The organism is Streptomyces nitrosporeus, from assembly GCF_008704555.1.
GTDB lineage: Bacteria > Actinomycetota > Actinomycetes > Streptomycetales > Streptomycetaceae > Streptomyces > Streptomyces nitrosporeus.
Genome location: NZ_CP023702.1, coordinates 7391509 through 7407125 on the forward strand (window position 1 = coordinate 7391509; position 15617 = coordinate 7407125).

The 15617-nt window shown below is 72.9% G+C and carries 14 protein-coding genes and 1 riboswitch; of the genes, 5 read left to right on the forward strand and 9 right to left on the reverse strand.

All coding sequences use genetic code 11. From position 1 onward, the window contains the following. Nucleotides 1-5: 5 nt before the first annotated feature. Nucleotides 6-839, reverse strand: coding sequence for a PIG-L family deacetylase (locus CP967_RS32900; RefSeq protein ID WP_150491466.1), 834 nt, complete (start codon nucleotides 837-839; stop codon nucleotides 6-8). Between the two features lie 358 nt (nucleotides 840-1197). Here CP967_RS32900 and CP967_RS32905 point away from each other — a divergent pair, with 358 nt between their 5' ends. The 3 genes from CP967_RS32905 (at nucleotide 1198) to CP967_RS32915 (ending at nucleotide 3160) form a co-directional block, all read left to right on the forward strand. Then, nucleotides 1198-1467 carry a GlsB/YeaQ/YmgE family stress response membrane protein gene (locus CP967_RS32905; RefSeq protein WP_150491467.1) on the forward strand — a complete coding sequence of 90 codons (270 nt, stop codon included), beginning with the start codon at nucleotides 1198-1200 and terminating at the stop codon, nucleotides 1465-1467. Nucleotides 1468-1811: 344 nt separating this feature from the next. Further along, a complete protein-coding gene (locus CP967_RS32910; RefSeq protein ID WP_150491468.1) occupies nucleotides 1812-2195 on the forward strand; it encodes a peptidase inhibitor family I36 protein in 384 nt (127 codons plus the stop codon). Nucleotides 2196-2497: 302 nt separating this feature from the next. Continuing rightward, nucleotides 2498-3160, forward strand: a complete 663-nt coding sequence (locus CP967_RS32915; RefSeq protein WP_229888447.1) for a helix-turn-helix domain-containing protein — start codon at nucleotides 2498-2500, stop codon at nucleotides 3158-3160. A gap of 28 nt (nucleotides 3161-3188) precedes the next feature. Here the strand turns inward: CP967_RS32915 and CP967_RS32920 are convergent, their stop codons facing one another. From CP967_RS32920 to CP967_RS32960, 8 genes are all read right to left on the reverse strand, one after another. Next, complete coding sequence (locus CP967_RS32920; RefSeq protein WP_150491469.1) at nucleotides 3189-4289, reverse strand: serine hydrolase domain-containing protein; 1101 nt, start codon at nucleotides 4287-4289, stop codon at nucleotides 3189-3191. 173 nt (nucleotides 4290-4462) lie between these two features. Further along, on the reverse strand, nucleotides 4463-5311 hold the full coding sequence (locus CP967_RS32925; RefSeq protein WP_150491470.1) for an energy-coupling factor ABC transporter ATP-binding protein: 849 nt from the start codon (nucleotides 5309-5311) through the stop codon (nucleotides 4463-4465). A 26-nt stretch (nucleotides 5312-5337) separates the two neighbouring features. Beyond that, nucleotides 5338-6087, reverse strand: coding sequence for a cobalt ECF transporter T component CbiQ (cbiQ, locus tag CP967_RS32930; protein WP_150491471.1), 750 nt, complete (start codon nucleotides 6085-6087; stop codon nucleotides 5338-5340). A 7-nt stretch (nucleotides 6088-6094) separates the two neighbouring features. Continuing rightward, a complete protein-coding gene (locus CP967_RS32935; protein WP_150491472.1) occupies nucleotides 6095-6442 on the reverse strand; it encodes an energy-coupling factor ABC transporter substrate-binding protein in 348 nt (115 codons plus the stop codon). After that, nucleotides 6439-7146, reverse strand: a complete 708-nt coding sequence (locus CP967_RS32940) for an energy-coupling factor ABC transporter permease (RefSeq protein WP_150491473.1) — start codon at nucleotides 7144-7146, stop codon at nucleotides 6439-6441. Before CP967_RS32940 ends, CP967_RS32935 begins: the two co-directional genes overlap by 4 nt. 30 nt (nucleotides 7147-7176) lie before the next feature. After that, nucleotides 7177-7359, reverse strand: a riboswitch (cobalamin riboswitch). A gap of 149 nt (nucleotides 7360-7508) precedes the next feature. After that, the gene (locus tag CP967_RS32945; protein ID WP_150491474.1) at nucleotides 7509-9305 is read right to left on the reverse strand and encodes an ABC transporter ATP-binding protein; all 1797 of its coding nucleotides are present in this window, start codon (nucleotides 9303-9305) and stop codon (nucleotides 7509-7511) included. Nucleotides 9306-9600: 295 nt separating this feature from the next. Beyond that, complete coding sequence (locus CP967_RS32950) at nucleotides 9601-11811, reverse strand: HelD family protein (RefSeq protein WP_150492162.1); 2211 nt, start codon at nucleotides 11809-11811, stop codon at nucleotides 9601-9603. Between the two features lie 179 nt (nucleotides 11812-11990). Beyond that, a complete protein-coding gene (locus tag CP967_RS32960) occupies nucleotides 11991-13310 on the reverse strand; it encodes a PP2C family protein-serine/threonine phosphatase (RefSeq protein ID WP_150491475.1) in 1320 nt (439 codons plus the stop codon). Nucleotides 13311-13496: 186 nt separating this feature from the next. Between CP967_RS32960 and CP967_RS32965 the strand changes: the two genes are divergently transcribed. Further along, on the forward strand, nucleotides 13497-14666 hold the full coding sequence (locus tag CP967_RS32965) for a winged helix DNA-binding domain-containing protein (protein ID WP_229888448.1): 1170 nt from the start codon (nucleotides 13497-13499) through the stop codon (nucleotides 14664-14666). Between the two features lie 202 nt (nucleotides 14667-14868). Then, nucleotides 14869-15510, forward strand: coding sequence for a TetR/AcrR family transcriptional regulator (locus CP967_RS32970; protein ID WP_150491477.1), 642 nt, complete (start codon nucleotides 14869-14871; stop codon nucleotides 15508-15510). Nucleotides 15511-15617 lie beyond the last annotated feature (107 nt).

A 15617-nucleotide genomic window follows, 5' to 3' on the forward strand; every position in this document is an offset into this window, starting at 1 on the left:
ACGGATCAGCGCAGTCCGGCGAAGAGGTCGTTCTCGGGTACGGCCGCGCCGGTGGTGTCCTTGACACGTACGAAGGTCTCCGTGCCCATCAGTTCACCGAACCGCTCCTTGCCCATCCTGAGGAAGAAGATGTTCTCGCCCTGACTGGCGTGCGCGGCCAGCGCATCGAACTTCTGGCCGCTGAACGCGGTGGTGTCCACCCATGTGGTGATCTCGTCGTCGGGGAGGCCGATCTCGGCCATCGCGGCGGCCTCGGCGGGATCCGGCTCCGGCATGTCCTCCTGGAACTCGCGCATGGTCTCCTCGAACCGCCGCATCATCGAACGGGGCGTCGTCGTCCAGTACACCTTCGGTGCCAGCGCGGTCATCTCCAGCGCGGCCATGGTGATGCGGTGGGCCTGGATGTGGTCGGGGTGGCCGTAGAAGCCGTTCTCGTCGTAGGTGACGACCACGTCGGGCCGGTAGTGGCGCATGAGTTCCGCGAGCCGGGCGGCGCCCTCCTCCACGGGGGTCTGCCAGAAGGCCCCGGGGGCGTCGTTGCCCGGCCAGCCCATCATCCCGGAGTCGGCGTAGTCCAGCGTCTCCAGGTCACTGATCCCCAGGACGTCGCAGCTCGCCTCCAGTTCACGACGGCGCATCAGGGCGACGGCCGCCGGGTCGTGCCCCCGTTCGCCCGGCTTGGCACCTCCCGGCCCGTCACCGCAGCCGCCGTCGGTACAGGTCACGAGGACCGTGCGGATGCCTTCCGCCGCGTACCGCGCGAGGACCCCTCCGGTCCCGGTGGCCTCGTCGTCGGGATGGGCGTGCACTGCCATGAGCGTCAGCGGCCGGTCAGTCATGCGACAGTCCTTCTGCAGAAAGTACGTTCTGGTCCGGACGCGCGGCGGGCGCGCCGCGTGTCCCGGGGCCGGGCCCCTGCGGGGCGGACGGCCTTGCGGTCCCCTGTCCCCGCCCGCGCGGCACCGGCCCCCCGGTGGATGCAACCGCGCCGGCCCGCCCGGCTGTTCCCGGCGCGGCCGGCCGGTCCCCGGAGCCCCGGCGCGAACGGGGTACGGGCCCCGGCGCGGAGCCGTCCGCCGCAGCCCGGCCCTCCGGCCGCCCACCACGGCAAGAGGCCGTGTGACCGACGTTTGAAAATACCGGCACGGTAAAGACGGCTCTTGACACCGTCTTCACACCCTGGACAGGAGAGGCATTATGGGCATCATCGCCTGGATCATCATCGGCTTGCTCGCGGGCCTCATCGCCAAGGCCATCATGCCGGGCAAGGACCCCGGGGGCATCATCATCACCATGCTCATCGGTATCGCGGGCGGTCTGCTCGGCGGCTGGCTCGGCAAGGTCATCTTCGGCGTCGACTCCATCGACGGCTTCTTCGACCTCTCCACATGGATCGCCGCGATCGTCGGCTCGCTCATCCTCCTCGTGCTGTACCGCGTCATCACGGGCAACCGCCGCCACGCCTGACCGGTACGCCCCTCGCCGCCAGCCCTTCGGCCGTCGCGGTGACCGGGTGGAGCGCACGCCGGCACAGCCGGCCGGGGCCCCGCCACCGCGGCGGGGCCCCGGCCGGCTGTGCCGTGTCAGGGTGTGCCGCGAACTCCCGCGCAGGCGTGTACGTGCGCCGGTGCGCACGCCGGTACGGCTGGCCGCCCCGCGAGCCGAGCGCTCGGCTGTGGGGGTGGGTTCAGGCGGAGGAAGGCTTGGCGGCCGGCCGGCCGGCGCATGAGGGAGGTGACCAGACCGGGAGTGCTCCGGTCGCTGAAAGCGGACGCCCGCCGACGGGCGTCCGGAAACTCGGGGAGTGTGCAATGAAGTTCAAGGCTGCTGCGCTGGCCGCGGCTCTCACCGCCGGGCTGACCCTGACGGCCGCTCCGGCCGGAGCGGCACCGACGGCACCGAGCGCCCGGGCCGCCGCGTGGGACTGCCCGGTGGGCAGCGTCTGCCTGTACGACTCGGCGGGCGGAGTGGGGCGCTTCTACACCGCGTCGGACGGCTGCTGGTTCGACAACATCGGTCTCTCGGGCGTCGGTGACCGGGCCACGTCCATCTACAACCGCACCAGCCACCGGGTGAATCTCGCGAACTGGAACGGCAGCGCCTGGGAGCACCTCGTCCACGCCAACCCGGGCGAGGGCTTCACCCTCCCGGCCTCCGCCGACAACAGGACCGACGCCGTCCACGTCATCTGCTGACACCGGCCGCGCCGCTCCCCGGCACGACCACCGGGCCGAGGGGTGCGGCACCCTCCCGGCACACCACGGCTCCGCCCGGCGGCACGCGGACCGTACCGTGCGTGACCGTGCCCCCGCGCTTCCGCCGGCGGGGGCACGGTCACGCACGCGGGCGGGGACGCCCCCGCCCCGGACGATCCGGCAGCGCGGCCCCGCCCCGTACGCGGACCGACGGGCCGGCGCCCCGGGGACACGGCCATAGACTGACCGACGCCGACGCAGACGGCGACCGCCGTCGCACCGACGAACCATCAGGAGGAAGGGTGTCGCCCACCGGACCCTTTGCCCAGCCGGAGGAGACGTCCACGACGTTGCCGCCCGCCGGCCTGCCGGTGCCCGCGCCCGCCGGTGAGGCGGAACCGGGCCGCCCGCCGTCCAGCGGCGGTCCGGTACGCGAGGCTCTCTCGGTCAACCTCAACCGCCGCCGCCTCGCCCAGGGATGGAGCCTGCGCGAGATGTCCGCCGCCACCGGTATCAGCAAGGCCCTGCTCTCCCAGATCGAACGCGGCGAGGCCAACCCGACCCTCGACGTCGTCACCCGCATCGCCACGGTGCTCCGGGCCGACCCCGTCGACCTGCTGCGCCGCTCCCTGCGCGAACCGGAGATCCTGCGCGCCGGCGAACTCGACGAGCCCGAGGGGGAGAGCGCCGTCAACCTGCTCTTCGCCACGCACGGCCACAGCCGCTTCGAGGTCTACCGCTCCCGCCTCCACCCGCACGCCCAGAGCCAGCTCAGCTCGCACGGAACGGACTCCGTCGAGTACGTCATGGTCATCGCGGGACGCGTCACCCTGGTCGTCGACGGGACGCCCTACGAACTCCACGCCGGTGACAGCGCCCGCTTCGACGGCCGGGCAGGCCACTACTACACGACGGAGGACAGCCCGGCCGTCACCCACAGCATCGTCGGCTACCCGCTCACCTGAACCGCCCCCGCCCGCCCGGTCCGTACGGTCAGCGGTCCTTCGCGCAGAGGGCCGCGTCCACCGCGCCCTGGAGGTGGCGCAGACCGTCCCCCTCCGCCGCCCAGGTCGTGGTGTAGACGGTGACGGTGCCCCGGCCCCCCGCGGCCCGGCCGCCGCCCACCGAGTCACCCGGCAGGTCCCCGCCGTGGCCCCAGTAGACACCGCCGCAGCTGAGCGGGACCGACGCGACACCGTAGCCGTAGCGGCTCCCGGCCGGGTAGACGTCGCGGCCCCCGACGCCGGTGGTGTCCCGGGTCATCAGCCGCACGGCCCAGGCCGGGAGCAGATCGCCCCCGAACAGGCCGTTCCAGAAGGCGTTGAGGTCCTCGGGTGTGGAGACGAGCCCGCCGGACGCCCCGAACTCGTACCCCGGGAGCTCCGTGACATCGACCCGGCCGGCCTGCGGGGCAGCCGGATGCTTACCGTAGTTACGGGCGTGCGGGCCGCGCAGGGTGAACTCACCGGGAGCCGGCCAGTAGGTGTCGTCCAGGTGCAGCGGGCGCAGGACCGTCCGTTCGACGTAGTCACGGAAGCCGGTGCCCGTCACCTCGTCGATGACCATCCCGAGCACCAGGTAGTTGGTGTTGGAATACCCCCAGCCGGTGCCGGGCTCGAACTCCGGTGCGACGGCGAGTGCCGAGGCGAGGTACTCCTCGGGCGTCCCGGCCCGGGTCCAGTCCACCAGTGCGGTGTACTCCGGCAGTCCGCTCGTCTGCTTCAGCAACTGCCGTACGGTGACGGTGCTCGTGGCGAGCTGGGGCACATGGGCGCCGGCCCGGTCGTCGAGTCCGATCCGCCCGTCCGCCACCAGCCGCATCACCGCGACGGCGGTGAACGGCTTGGTGTTGCTGGCGAGACGGAACCGGCCCTCGGAGCCGACCATCGGCCTGCCCGTGCCCAGGTCCGCGACCCCCGCGGTCCGGGTCACCCTGCCGTCGTACGCGAGAGCGCCCGGCACACCGTCCCGGGCGACCAGCTGGTCGAGCCGGCGCTGCACCGGGTCCGGCCGGTGGGCCGCCGCCGCCGGGGCGAGCGTCGCGGTGAGTGCGGTGGCGAGCAGGACCGCGGCGGCGAGTCGCTTGCGCTGCATGGATGTTCCCCCTTGGTGATCGCCCGGCCTGAGCGGGCGGTGGCTCTTCCCTCGCCGACGAGCCTGCCAGGACCGCACCGCGAGATCAGTACGTCCCGGCCCCCGGCCAGAGGTGTCACCAGGCCCCCTTGACAAGAGCGACGCACCTGCCGCCACAGCACGCTGACGCCGCGTCAGCCGCCTGTTCCCGGTATCCGTTCCGCCAGGTCCGCGAGTTCGGACGGGGTACGGGGCACCGGGGCGTCCGGCAGCCCCCGGGCCCGGAGCAGATGCGCCACCGCGACACCCCACGGCAGCCGGAGACCGGCGGCGGCGAGCAGATCGTCACGGCCGAGGACCACGGACGCCGGACCGGTGTGCGCGCCGGACGCCGTCAGCAGCGTGGCGTCGTCCGCCCAGCGCAGGGCGAGATCGACGTCATGGGTCGCCATCACCACCGTGGTGCCGGTGGCACCGAGCGAGGCGAGCGTGGCCAGCAGCCGCTCCTGGCCGTCCGGGTCGAGGCCGGCCGTCGGCTCGTCCAGGACCAGGACCCGGGGCCGCATCGCCACCGCGCCCGCGATCGCCGTCCGCTTCCGCTGCCCGTACGACAGCAGATGGGTGGGGCGGTCGGCCAGCGCACCGATGTCCAGCGCCGCCAGAGCCTCTTCCACCCGTGCCCGCACCTCCGCGTCCGGCAGTCCCAGGTTGAGCGGCCCGAAGGACACGTCCTGGCCGACGGACGCGGCGAAGAGCTGGTCGTCGGGGTCCTGCACCACCAGCTGGACGGCCGTCCGCAGCCGGGTGAGCCCCGCCCGGTCGTGACGCACCGGCTGCCCCCCGACCGTCAGCAGACCCTCCCGGGGCCGCAGACCCCCGCTGAGCAGCCGCATCAGTGTCGTCTTGCCGCTGCCGTTGCGGCCCAGCAGCGCGAGCGTACGCCCTTCGCGCACCTCGAAGTCCAGTCCGTCCAGCACGGGCGGCCCGTCCTCGTAGGAGAAGGACACCCCCCGCAGGGCGACCAGGACGGCGGACCCACTCACGGCGGACTCACTCACGGCGGACTCACTCACGACAGCGGCCTTTCCAGTACGGAGGTGAGAACGGCCAGAGCGATGAGCAGCACCGCACTGCCCGTCAGGAAGCGGGCGGACACCGGGACCTCGGGCACCAGGACCCGCAGCGTCCCGTCGTACCCCCGCCCCGCCAGCCCCGACTGGAGCCGGGCCGCCCGGTCGAAGGCCCGGACGAAAGCGGTGGCGCCGAGCCCGCCCAGCGACCGCCAGGCCGCCGCCCGCGTGGTGTGCCCGAGCCGCGCGGCCTGCGCCTGCCGGACACGGCGTACCGACTCCAGCAGCAGAAAGCTCATCCGGTACGTCACCAGAGCGACGTCCACGACCGGTGCGGGCACCCCGGCCCGCACCAGCCGGGGCAGCAGGTCCGACACCGGGGTGGTGAAGGCGAACAGCAGCACGCCCAGGGACGCGGCCGAGGTCCGCAGCAGCAGCTCCCCGGCCCGCAGGGGCCCGCCGCCGGCCAGGCCGACGAACCCTTCGGGCCCGCCGACCCGCACCAGCAGAGGGAGCGCCCCGGTCACACAGAAGCCCAGCGGGACCCGGTAGGCCCGCCACAGCCGGCGGGCCGGCACGCCCGCCGGGCCGAGCAGCACCACCAGCGCCGTGACCAGCACCAGGGCCGCCCCCGGCCAGGCCGGCAGCGAGATGGCCAGCACGGTCAGACCGAGGCCCAGGACCGCCTTGTCCACGGGATGGCGGCGGCGCCAGCGACTGCTGTGCGCCGCCTCGTCGATCGGCAGCACGGCCGGATCAGAACTCGCCGGGGCGGGAGCCGCCGGCGCCGTTCTGCCGACCCGCCGGCCCGGCACCCTGGCGCCGGCCCCGGTGCACCCCGAAGTAGTAGCCGAGGACCCCCGCGCCGAGAGCCGCCTGGAGGGCGAAGAGCGCCGACTCGATCTCGCCGGACGGCGGCTCGTACAGCGGGGAGAACCAGGGCTCGTAGTCCGGGTCGATCTCGGTGATCGCGGTCTCCGCCTCCGCGTCGGCGCCGGCGAACGGCTCCTCCTTGTGGTCGCCGAGCCCGAGGACCAGGGGCAGCACCGCCAGCGCGGCGACCGCCAGCAGGAGCAGCGCGTTGACCTTCGTGTGCTTCGTCATCGGGCCACCGCCCCGGCGGCCGTACCCGCGCCGTTCGCCCGGCGCGTCAGGAACACGCCCAGCCGGGTCAGTTCGCCCTTGCTGGACCGCACCAGCAGACGCATCACCAGCACCGTCAGCAGCCCCTCGCTGACCGCGAGCGGGATCTGGGTGAGGGCGAAGACGGAACCGAACGTACCCAGCGCCCCCAGGAACCCGCTTCCCGGATCGGGGAAGGCGAGCGCCAGCTGCACACTGGTGACGCAGTACGTCGACAGGTCCGCGACGAACGCCGCGGAGAACACCGCCGCCATCAGGGCGGCACCGCAGCGCCGCAGCAGCCGGAACACGGCGTACCCGGCCCAGGGCCCCACGACCGCCATGGAGAAGACGTTGGCGCCCAGCGTGGTCAGACCACCGTGCGCCAGCAGCAGCGCCTGGAACAGCAGGGTGATGGTGCCCAGCACCGCCATGACGGGCGGCCGGAACAGGATCGCCCCGAGCCCCGTCCCGGTGGGATGGGAACAACTCCCGGTGACGGAAGGGAGTTTCAGGGCCGACAGGACGAAGGTGAAGGCACCCGACGCACCCAGGAGCAGGGTGCTCTCCGGATGCTCTTTGACCTCACGGGTGAGCGATCTCACCCCGTGGACGACGAACGGCGCGGACGCGACACCCCAGGCGATCGCGTGCTCCGGAGGAAGAAAACCCTCGGCTATGTGCATGACTCGGCAGACCCTCTCCAGCACCTCGTGGATGGTTGAAGCGCCTTGGCCGGTCTCCTGGCTCGCGGGTACCACCGCCCGTGCTCCGCCTTCCCGGGTCGAAGGACCCAGTGGCTGCCCGTGAGGGCTGGAGCAGGACTTCCCGATCACAGTGGCGAGGGCCGCACCGGCATCACACCGGATTTCCCGTTCACCAAGGCGTGGCGACCCTAGTGCCCGCGCCCGCGTGGTGACAAGCGCGTTCCGGTGGCCGGTCCGGCCTGCCCGGCCGTCGCCCCGGGCCCGGCTGTCATCCCGGCCCGGTCCGGTCCCCTGCCGCTCCCCCCGCCGGTCGCCGTCCCGGGCCCGGCCCCCGCCTGCCGTCACCTCGGCTGCGCGGGTTGCAGCCCGGCGTACACGCCTCCCGTGGTCAGCAGTTCCTCGTGCGTACCCACCTCGACGATCCGGCCGTTCTCCATCGCCACGATGCGGTCGGCGCCCTGGACGGTGGAGAGCCGGTGGGCGACGACGAACACCGTGCGGCCGTGCACCAGCCGGGAGAGGGCCTCCTGCACCAGGGCCTCGGAACGGTTGTCCAGCGCGGACGTCGCCTCGTCGAGCACCAGGACGCGGGGATCGCGGATCAGCGCGCGGGCGATGGCCAGCCGCTGCTTCTGCCCGCCCGACAACCGCGCGCCCCGCTCCCCGACGACCGTGTCGAGACCGTGCGGCAGATCCGACACGAAATCCAGCGCGTTGGCGTCGCGCAGGGCACGCGTCAGCGTCTCCTCGTCCGTGTCCCCCATGCCGTACGCGACGTTGTCGCGGATGCTGCCCTCGAAGAGGATCGACTCCTGCGGCACCACCGAGAGGAAGCGCCGGTAGGTCCGCAGGTCCAGCCCGGCCATGTCGGTGCCGTCCAGCAGGATCCGGCCCGAGGTGGGCCGGATGAAACCGATCAGCAGGTTGAGCACCGTCGACTTCCCCGCACCCGACGCACCGACCAGCGCGATGGTCTCACCCGGCCGTGCGGACAGGGTGAAGCCGTCGACCGCCTGCTCCCCGTCGTCGTACGCGAAGCCGGCGTCCTCGAAGTCGATACGGCCGGTCACGCTCTCCACCCGCGCCTTGCCGGCGTTGTTCTCCAGGTCGGGCGCCTGCAGCACCTCTCCCGCCGAACGCACCGACTCCAGGCCCTTGGTGAGGACCGGAGCCAGGCCGAGCAGCGTGGTGACCGACCCCGTCAGTACGGTGAAGAAGGCGCTCAGCATCACCACGTCCCCCGGGGTGAGGGCCATCCAGCCGTGGTAGGCCACCAGGGCGGAACCGGAAAGGCACAGCACGCCGAGCGTGTTGAGGATCACCCAGGACAGCGAACCGAAGCGGCCGTTGATCATGTCCAGGCGCAGACCGGCCGCGAACACCTGGCGCAGGGAACCGTCGACCCGGCCGAGGGCGGTCCGCTCCAGACCGTGGGCGCGGGTGATGGGCATCAGCGCGGTCATCTCCCCGACCCGCGAGGACAGTTGTTCCACCTCGCGGCGGAAGGACTCGTTGTGGCTGCGCAGCCGCGCGCGGAGCTTCATCACGAGGAAGCCCGCCGCCGGGACCACGACGAGGAACACGGGCAGGAACTCGGGCACCCGCACCCCGATGACGACGAGCCCCCCGACCAGGGTGACGACGGCGCCGAGACCCATGTCGGAGCTCTGCTGCACCATCTGCTCCACGGCCTCGACGTCCCGGACCACCTTCGCCTGGAGCACGCTCGAACTGACCCGGGAGTGGTACCCGATGGACAACTGCTGCATCCGGCGGCAGAGCGCGGAACGCAGACTCGTGCCCATACGGCGGATACTGCCGCCGAGCAGCCGCACGTACCACTGGTGGAGCGGGTAGTTGATGACGAGGATGAACAGCAGGACGCCCGTCGACTTCCAGATCCCCGACTCCGGGCCGTGCTCCACGACCACGTCGAGAACGGTGGCGGTGATCAACGGCAGCAGCCAGATCGGGCTGTGCTTCACCACGAAGATGAGTGCGGCCAGGGCGAGGCGGCCGCGATCGGGGCGGAAGAGGAGGCCGAGGGTGCGGACGGGGTTCTCGCCGCGGTAGCGGTGATCGAGGTGGTCGAAGGGGGCCACGGGATCGGCGGCCGAGGGTGAAAGCGCTTTCTCCATAGCTCCATCCCACTGGCTCCGGACGCTTCGGACAAGCCCCCCGCCACCTGGTGGGACAGCGCCCGAAGGCGCCCGCCAGGGCGCCGGCCACCGGCGCCCTGGCGGCACCCCGCGGCCGTCGTCGAGGAGGGGCCCCGCGGCCTCAACCGCCTGTACGTGGCGCTCACCCGGGCCGTCTCCCGCCTGGACATCGTGCATTCCGAGCCGCTGCCGCCCGCGCTGGGACAGGCACCGCCGGGACAGGCGCCGGAGGAACGGACACCGCGGGGGGCGTCCCGGGCCGGGCGGGGGGCCGTCAGCGCAGCGATGCGGGCAGCGGCTCCCGGTGGAGGACACCCAGGCGCTGCGTCGCACGGGTGAGCGCCACGTACAGATCGCTGGTGCCGTACCGGCCGGGTTCCACCACCAGTACGTGGTCGAACTCCAGCCCCTTGGCCTGACGCGGGTCGAGCAGGACCACCGGCAGGGTGAGATCGGGCTCGGCGCCCGCCGTGACGTGGTCGAGCGGGGCGGCGATCTCCTCGTGCAACTCGCGCGGGGCGATCACCGCCAGACGCCCCTCACCCGGGGTCATCTCCGTGACGGCCCGGGCCACCGCGCCCGCCAGGTCCCGGCCCGCGTCCCGGATCCACGGCGCCTCGCCGGTGGAGCGCACCGAGCCGGGCGGCTCGAAGGACGGGTCCTCGGCCCGCGGCACCCGGGCGGCCAGCTCCATGACCTCCGCGGGCGTACGGTAGTTGACCATCAGCCGGACATGCTCGAAGCGGTCGCCGACGTACGGGCGCAGGATCCGGTCCCACGCACCGACACCCGCCTCCTCGGAGGTCTGCGCTGGGTCGCCGACCAGGGTCAGCGAGCGGGTGGGGGAGCGGCGCATCAGCAGCCGCCACGCCATCGGCGACAGCTCCTGCGCCTCGTCGACGATGATGTGGCCGAACGCCCAGGTGCGGTCGGCCGCGGCCCGCTCGGCCGCAGTGCGGTGGTCGGCCTCCTCGTGGCGCTCCGCCATGCGCTCGGCGTCGACGATGTCGTGGGCGGCGAGCACCTCGGACTCCTCGTCCTCGAACTCGTACGTCTCCGACCCCCGCGACAGCTCCAGCACCCCCTGGGCGTAGGCGATCCGCTCCTGGCGCTCCGCCTCGGCCGCGGCGCGCTCAGCGCTGTCGTCCACGCCCAGCAGTTCCGCCGCCTCGTCGAGCAGCGGCACGTCGGCGGGGGTCCACCGCCCGGAACCGGGCGCCCGGCGGATCGCGTCGGCGTGCTCCTGCGGTACGTGCACCGGGTCGGCCAGATAGTCCGCCAGGAAGTCCTCGGGGGTGAGGGCGGGCCACAGCTCACCGATCGCGGCATGCACCCGGGCACTGGCGGCGACCCCCTTGCCGAGCTGGGCGATGTCGTCGGCGCCCAGGAAGTTCGGGCCGCCGTAGGGGTCGGCCCCGATCCGGTCGGCGAGCTGCGCGGTGAGGGCGTCGATGATCCGGAACACGAAGTACGGGCGCGCCAGGTTGTGCGGCAGCCGGGTCTCACGGGCCGCTCGCCGGGCCTCACGGGCGATCTCCCGGTCCAGCACCAGGTCGCCGTCGTCGTGCGGCACGACCAGCGGCGCACCGGGCTCGGGCAGCCGCTGGCGGTCACGTACGGCCAGGGCCAGCGCCTCGGCCATCTCCTCGCCGCCCTTCACCGCGGCGGCCCGGGGCGTATCGGTTCCGCGCGCGTGGACACCGGGGAAGAGCTCGGCCTGGGTGGCCAGCATGACGCCGGTCTCGCCGAGCGCGGGCAGTACCTCGCCGATGTACCGCAGGAAGGCGGGGTTGGGCCCCACGACCAGCACCGCGCGCTTGGAGAGCAGCTCACGGTGCTCGTACAGTAGTAAGGCCGCGCGGTGCAGCGCCACCGCGGTCTTCCCGGTCCCGGGACCCCCCTCCACCACGAGGACCCCCCGGTGCGGCGCCCGGATGATGCGGTCCTGTTCCGCCTGGATGGTCCGCACGATGTCGCCCATGCGCCCGGTGCGCGCAGAGTTCAGCGCGGCGAGCAGCACGGTGTCACCGCTCGGGTCCTCGAAACCGGTGCGCTCACCGTCCTCGATGTCCAGGATCTCGTCGTGCAGTTCCGTCACCGTGCGGCCCTCGGTGGTGAGGTGCCTGCGCCGGCGCAGACCCATCGGCGTATGCCCGGTGGCCAGATAGAAAGGCCGCGCGACCGGGGCCCGCCAGTCGATCAGAACGGGCGTGTGCTCGGCGTCGTCCTCCCGAATTCCGATGCGGCCGATGTGATGTGTCTCCCCGCCGGCCAGGTCGATACGGCCGAAACACAGCGAGCCGTCCACAGCATTCAGAGCGGCCAGCAGCCCCGAGCGTTCGGCGACCCGCACATCGCGCTCCAGACGTGCCTGCAGACCGTTCCCCACCGGTGTCAACGCGTCCTCGACGCCTTGGGCGGCGACCCCGCGCAGCGCGTCGACACGGTCGTAGAGCCGGTTGACGAATTCCTGCTCCAGCTGCAATTCGGCGTGTTCCCGAGTTGACAAGACGGCTCCCTGCCGGATATCGTGTTTCTTGTGAGGCCCCCGATGCGGGGCCTTTTCTGTGGGCGCACAGAAACATTTAATGTACGTGACACAATGCCCGGTCCGCAATTGCGGACCGGGCATTTTTGTCGTCGGGGCGGCAGGGCCCCGGGCGCTCAGGAGGAGCAGACGCCGCCCGGGCACCCCGGGCCCGGGACCCGCAGGACGAGCACGGCCAGGTCGTCGTGCCCGTCCCCGGGATGGTGGTCGGCCAGGGCGGCGCACAAATCGTCGACCCCGTCCCCGGCGTGCCGGCCGGCGGTCGCCGCCAGTGACTCCAGCCCCCGGTCCAGCGGCTCGTCATGGCGCTCCACCAGGCCGTCGGTGTACATGACGACGGTACTGCCGGGCGGCAGGGCGTAGGTGTGGTCGGGCCTGGGCATGTCCGCATCCACGCCCAGCGGGATGCCGGGCTCGGCCTCCAGGTAGAGCACCTGCCCGTCGGGGAGCAGGACCAGGGGCGGCGGATGGCCGGCATTGCTCCAGCGCATGATCCACCCCTCGTACACGGGCTCGATGCGGGCCACACAGGCGGTGGTCACGGCGTTGCCGCCGGTGGCCAGCATGATCCGGTCCAGCCGGCTCAGCTCGGTACTGGGGGGCGTACGGCCGTCGAACGACAGGGCCCGCAGCATGTTGCGGATCTGCGACATCGAAGCGGCGGCCTCCAGGTCATGGCCGATGACGTCCCCGATGACCGCCACACAGGAACCGTCCTCCAGTTTGAAGGCGTCGTACCAGTCACCGCCCAGATGCCCCGGCGCGTTCGCCGGCCGGTAGATGGTGCACGCCTGGAAGGGGCCGAGGTCCAGCAGCCGGGGGAGCAGCAGACGCTGGAACTGCTCACTGCTGCCGCGCACCTGCTGGTACAGGCGCGCGTTCTCGATCGCCACGCCCGCCGTGCCCGCGAGCGCCCGGATCACCCCCTCGTCGTGCTCGTCGAACGGCTTCCCGTCCCGCCGGCCGGACAGGTAGAGGTTGCCGTAGACCCGCCCGCGGACGGAGATCGCGACCCCCAGCAGAGTCCGCATCGGCGGATGCCCGGGCGGGAAACCCGCCGATTCCGGATGCCGGCCGATGTCGCTCACCCGGAGGGGCTCCGGGTGGTGGATCAGGTGCCCGAGCAGCCCGCGGCCCCGGGGGAGCTCCACCCCGGACAGGTTCCTCAGCTCCACCGAGCTGAGCCCGAGGGGGATGAACTCCGAGAGGAACTCCCCGCTCTCGTCCAGCACGCCCAGCGCCCCGTAGCGCGCCCCGGCCATGTCCATCGCCGTACGGACGATCCGCCGCAGCACCGCCGGGAGCTCCAGCTCGCTGCTGATGCCGAGGACGGCCTCCAGCAGTGCCTGCAGGCTCCGCTGCGCGCGGGCCAGGGCGTGCATCTGCTCACCGATCCGGTCCAGGTCCGAACTGAGCGGCAGGTTCAGCAAGGACATGTAGGGAACCTTCGGGGAGGACTGCCTCTCCTCGTCCTCCTCGCCCACCGTGCGCTCCGCTCATCGGCCCGCGGGACGGACCGTCCGGCACGCCCCGCGGCCATGGGAACACGAGCGGGGGGCGGCGTTGTCGCACGGGTGCTCCGGGTGGGCCACATGGCGCACAAGTGCGACTCGATGGGGGGCATGAGCGAGAATCCCGGTATGCCGATCACCCCCCGCGCCCTCAACCGGTCCACACTTGCCCGGCAGTTGCTGCTGCGCCGCGAGCCGATCGGCCCGGAGGAAGCCCTGCGGAGGGTGGTGGCGCTCCAGGCCCAGCAGCCGGCCTCTCCCTACATCGCCCTGTGGAACCGTGTCGAGGGCTTCGACCCCGCCGTTCTGGACAGGGCGGTGAGGGACCGACGGGCCGTCAGATCGACACTGATGCGCCTCACCCTGCACCTGGTGCACACCGAGGACTACCGGCCGTTCCGGGAGGCGATGGAACCGGTGCTGCGCGGCTCCCGGCTGGGCGACGCGCGCTTCCGGGCGTCCGGCCTCACGGCCGACGACGTGCGGGCCCTGCTCCCGGGGCTCCTGCGCTACGCCGAACAGGACCGCAGCGCCGAGGAGTTGCGGGGCATGCTGGCCGAACTCACCGGAGCGCCGATGGAGTCCGCGGCCTGGCGGATGCTCCGGCAGTACGCCCCCCTGTGGCACGCGCCGGCCGGCGGCCCCTGGTCCTTCGGCACCCGGCAGTCGTACGCGGCGGCCGCCGGGGGATTCGTCCCGCGTACGGACCCGGGCGCCGCCGCCGAGGGACTCCGGACGATGCTCCTGCGCTACCTCCAGGGCTTCGGGCCCGCCACCGTCGCCGACATGGCGCAGTTCGCGATGGTCCCGCAGAACCGGGTCCGGCCGGCGCTCCAGGCGCTCGGCGACCGGATCGAGCGGCTGGAGGGGCCCGGGGGCGCGGTGCTCCACGACCTCCCCGGAGCCCCGCGCCCCGACCCCGGGACCCCCGCGCCTCCCCGGCTGATGGCGATGTGGGACAGCACCCTGCTGGTGTACGCCGACCGGAGCCGCGTCATACCGCCCGCCTACCGCAAGACCGTGATCCGGGTCAACGGCGACGTCCTGCCCACCGTGCTCGTCGACGGGTACGTGGCCGGGGTGTGGCGGCCCCGGGGCACGGCGGTCGAGGTCGGCGCGTTCCACCCGCTGCCCGAGGAGACCTGGCGGGCACTGGAACCGGAGGCCCGGTCGCTGGCGGCACTGCTCGCCGGCCGCGATCCCGCGGCCTACCGGCGGTACGACCACTGGTGGACCAAGGGGATACCCGCCGCCGAGGTCCGGCTGCTGGCGGCGGACTGAAACACCCGCCCGGCACCGCCGGCCCCCGGCCCCGGGCAGCGCACGCCGCGGCCCGGAGCCCCCAACCCCCCTGCCGCGGGAGCGGGTTCACGCCGCCACCTGGGGCGACCGGCCCTGCGATATGCTGGCGCACACGTGTGAAGCCGTCGACCAGGGACGCCGGCGCGAGCGGTATCCGGGCACCGGAAGGGAGACGGCGGAGATGGCGGGCCTGCGCGCCGCACAGAAGGAGATGACGCGGAAGCTCCTCCTCGCCACGGCGATGGAGCTCTTCCAGGCCCAGGGATACGCCGCGACGACGGTCAACGACATCGCCACGGCCGCCGAGACGACACGGGTGACCTTCTACGCCTACTTCCAGTCACGCAGCGACCTGGCACGCGCCCTGATCGGCGAACTGAACGAGATCCTCGGCCGGGGCGCGTCCGCCCGGCACGGCTCGACCGCCGGCGGCCTGGTCTCGGCCGTCGAACAGGGCACGTACGCCTCGCTCGCCGCCTGGCTCGGCGAGCGGGCGGAGCAGTGGGACACGATCCGCCCCTACATGAACATCACCATCGAGGCGTCGGTCGTCGACCCGGAACTGCGCGGGCTGGTCGACGAGTGGTTCGAGGAGGTCATCGCCGACATCGAGGAGGGCCTCGAACAGGCGGGGCGCTTCGACCCGGAGGTCCGGCACACCCGTGCCGTGCTCGCCTTCGCCCAGCTGCACCACGTGGCGCAGCACTGGCGCGAGGGCCGCTGGAACATCGAGCGCGACCGGCTGGTGTCGGTGCTCACCGAGAGCTGGACGGCCCTGCTGGCCGACAGCGGCACCGCGGCGGAACCGCCCGCCGAGGACTGACCGCCCGCCGCGCGGCCCGTTCCGCCGTCGGCCGGCCCCGCAGTCGGCCGGTCCCGCCGCGGGGCACGCGGGACAGCGGCGCCCGGGTGCCGCCGGGCCGGGAATCC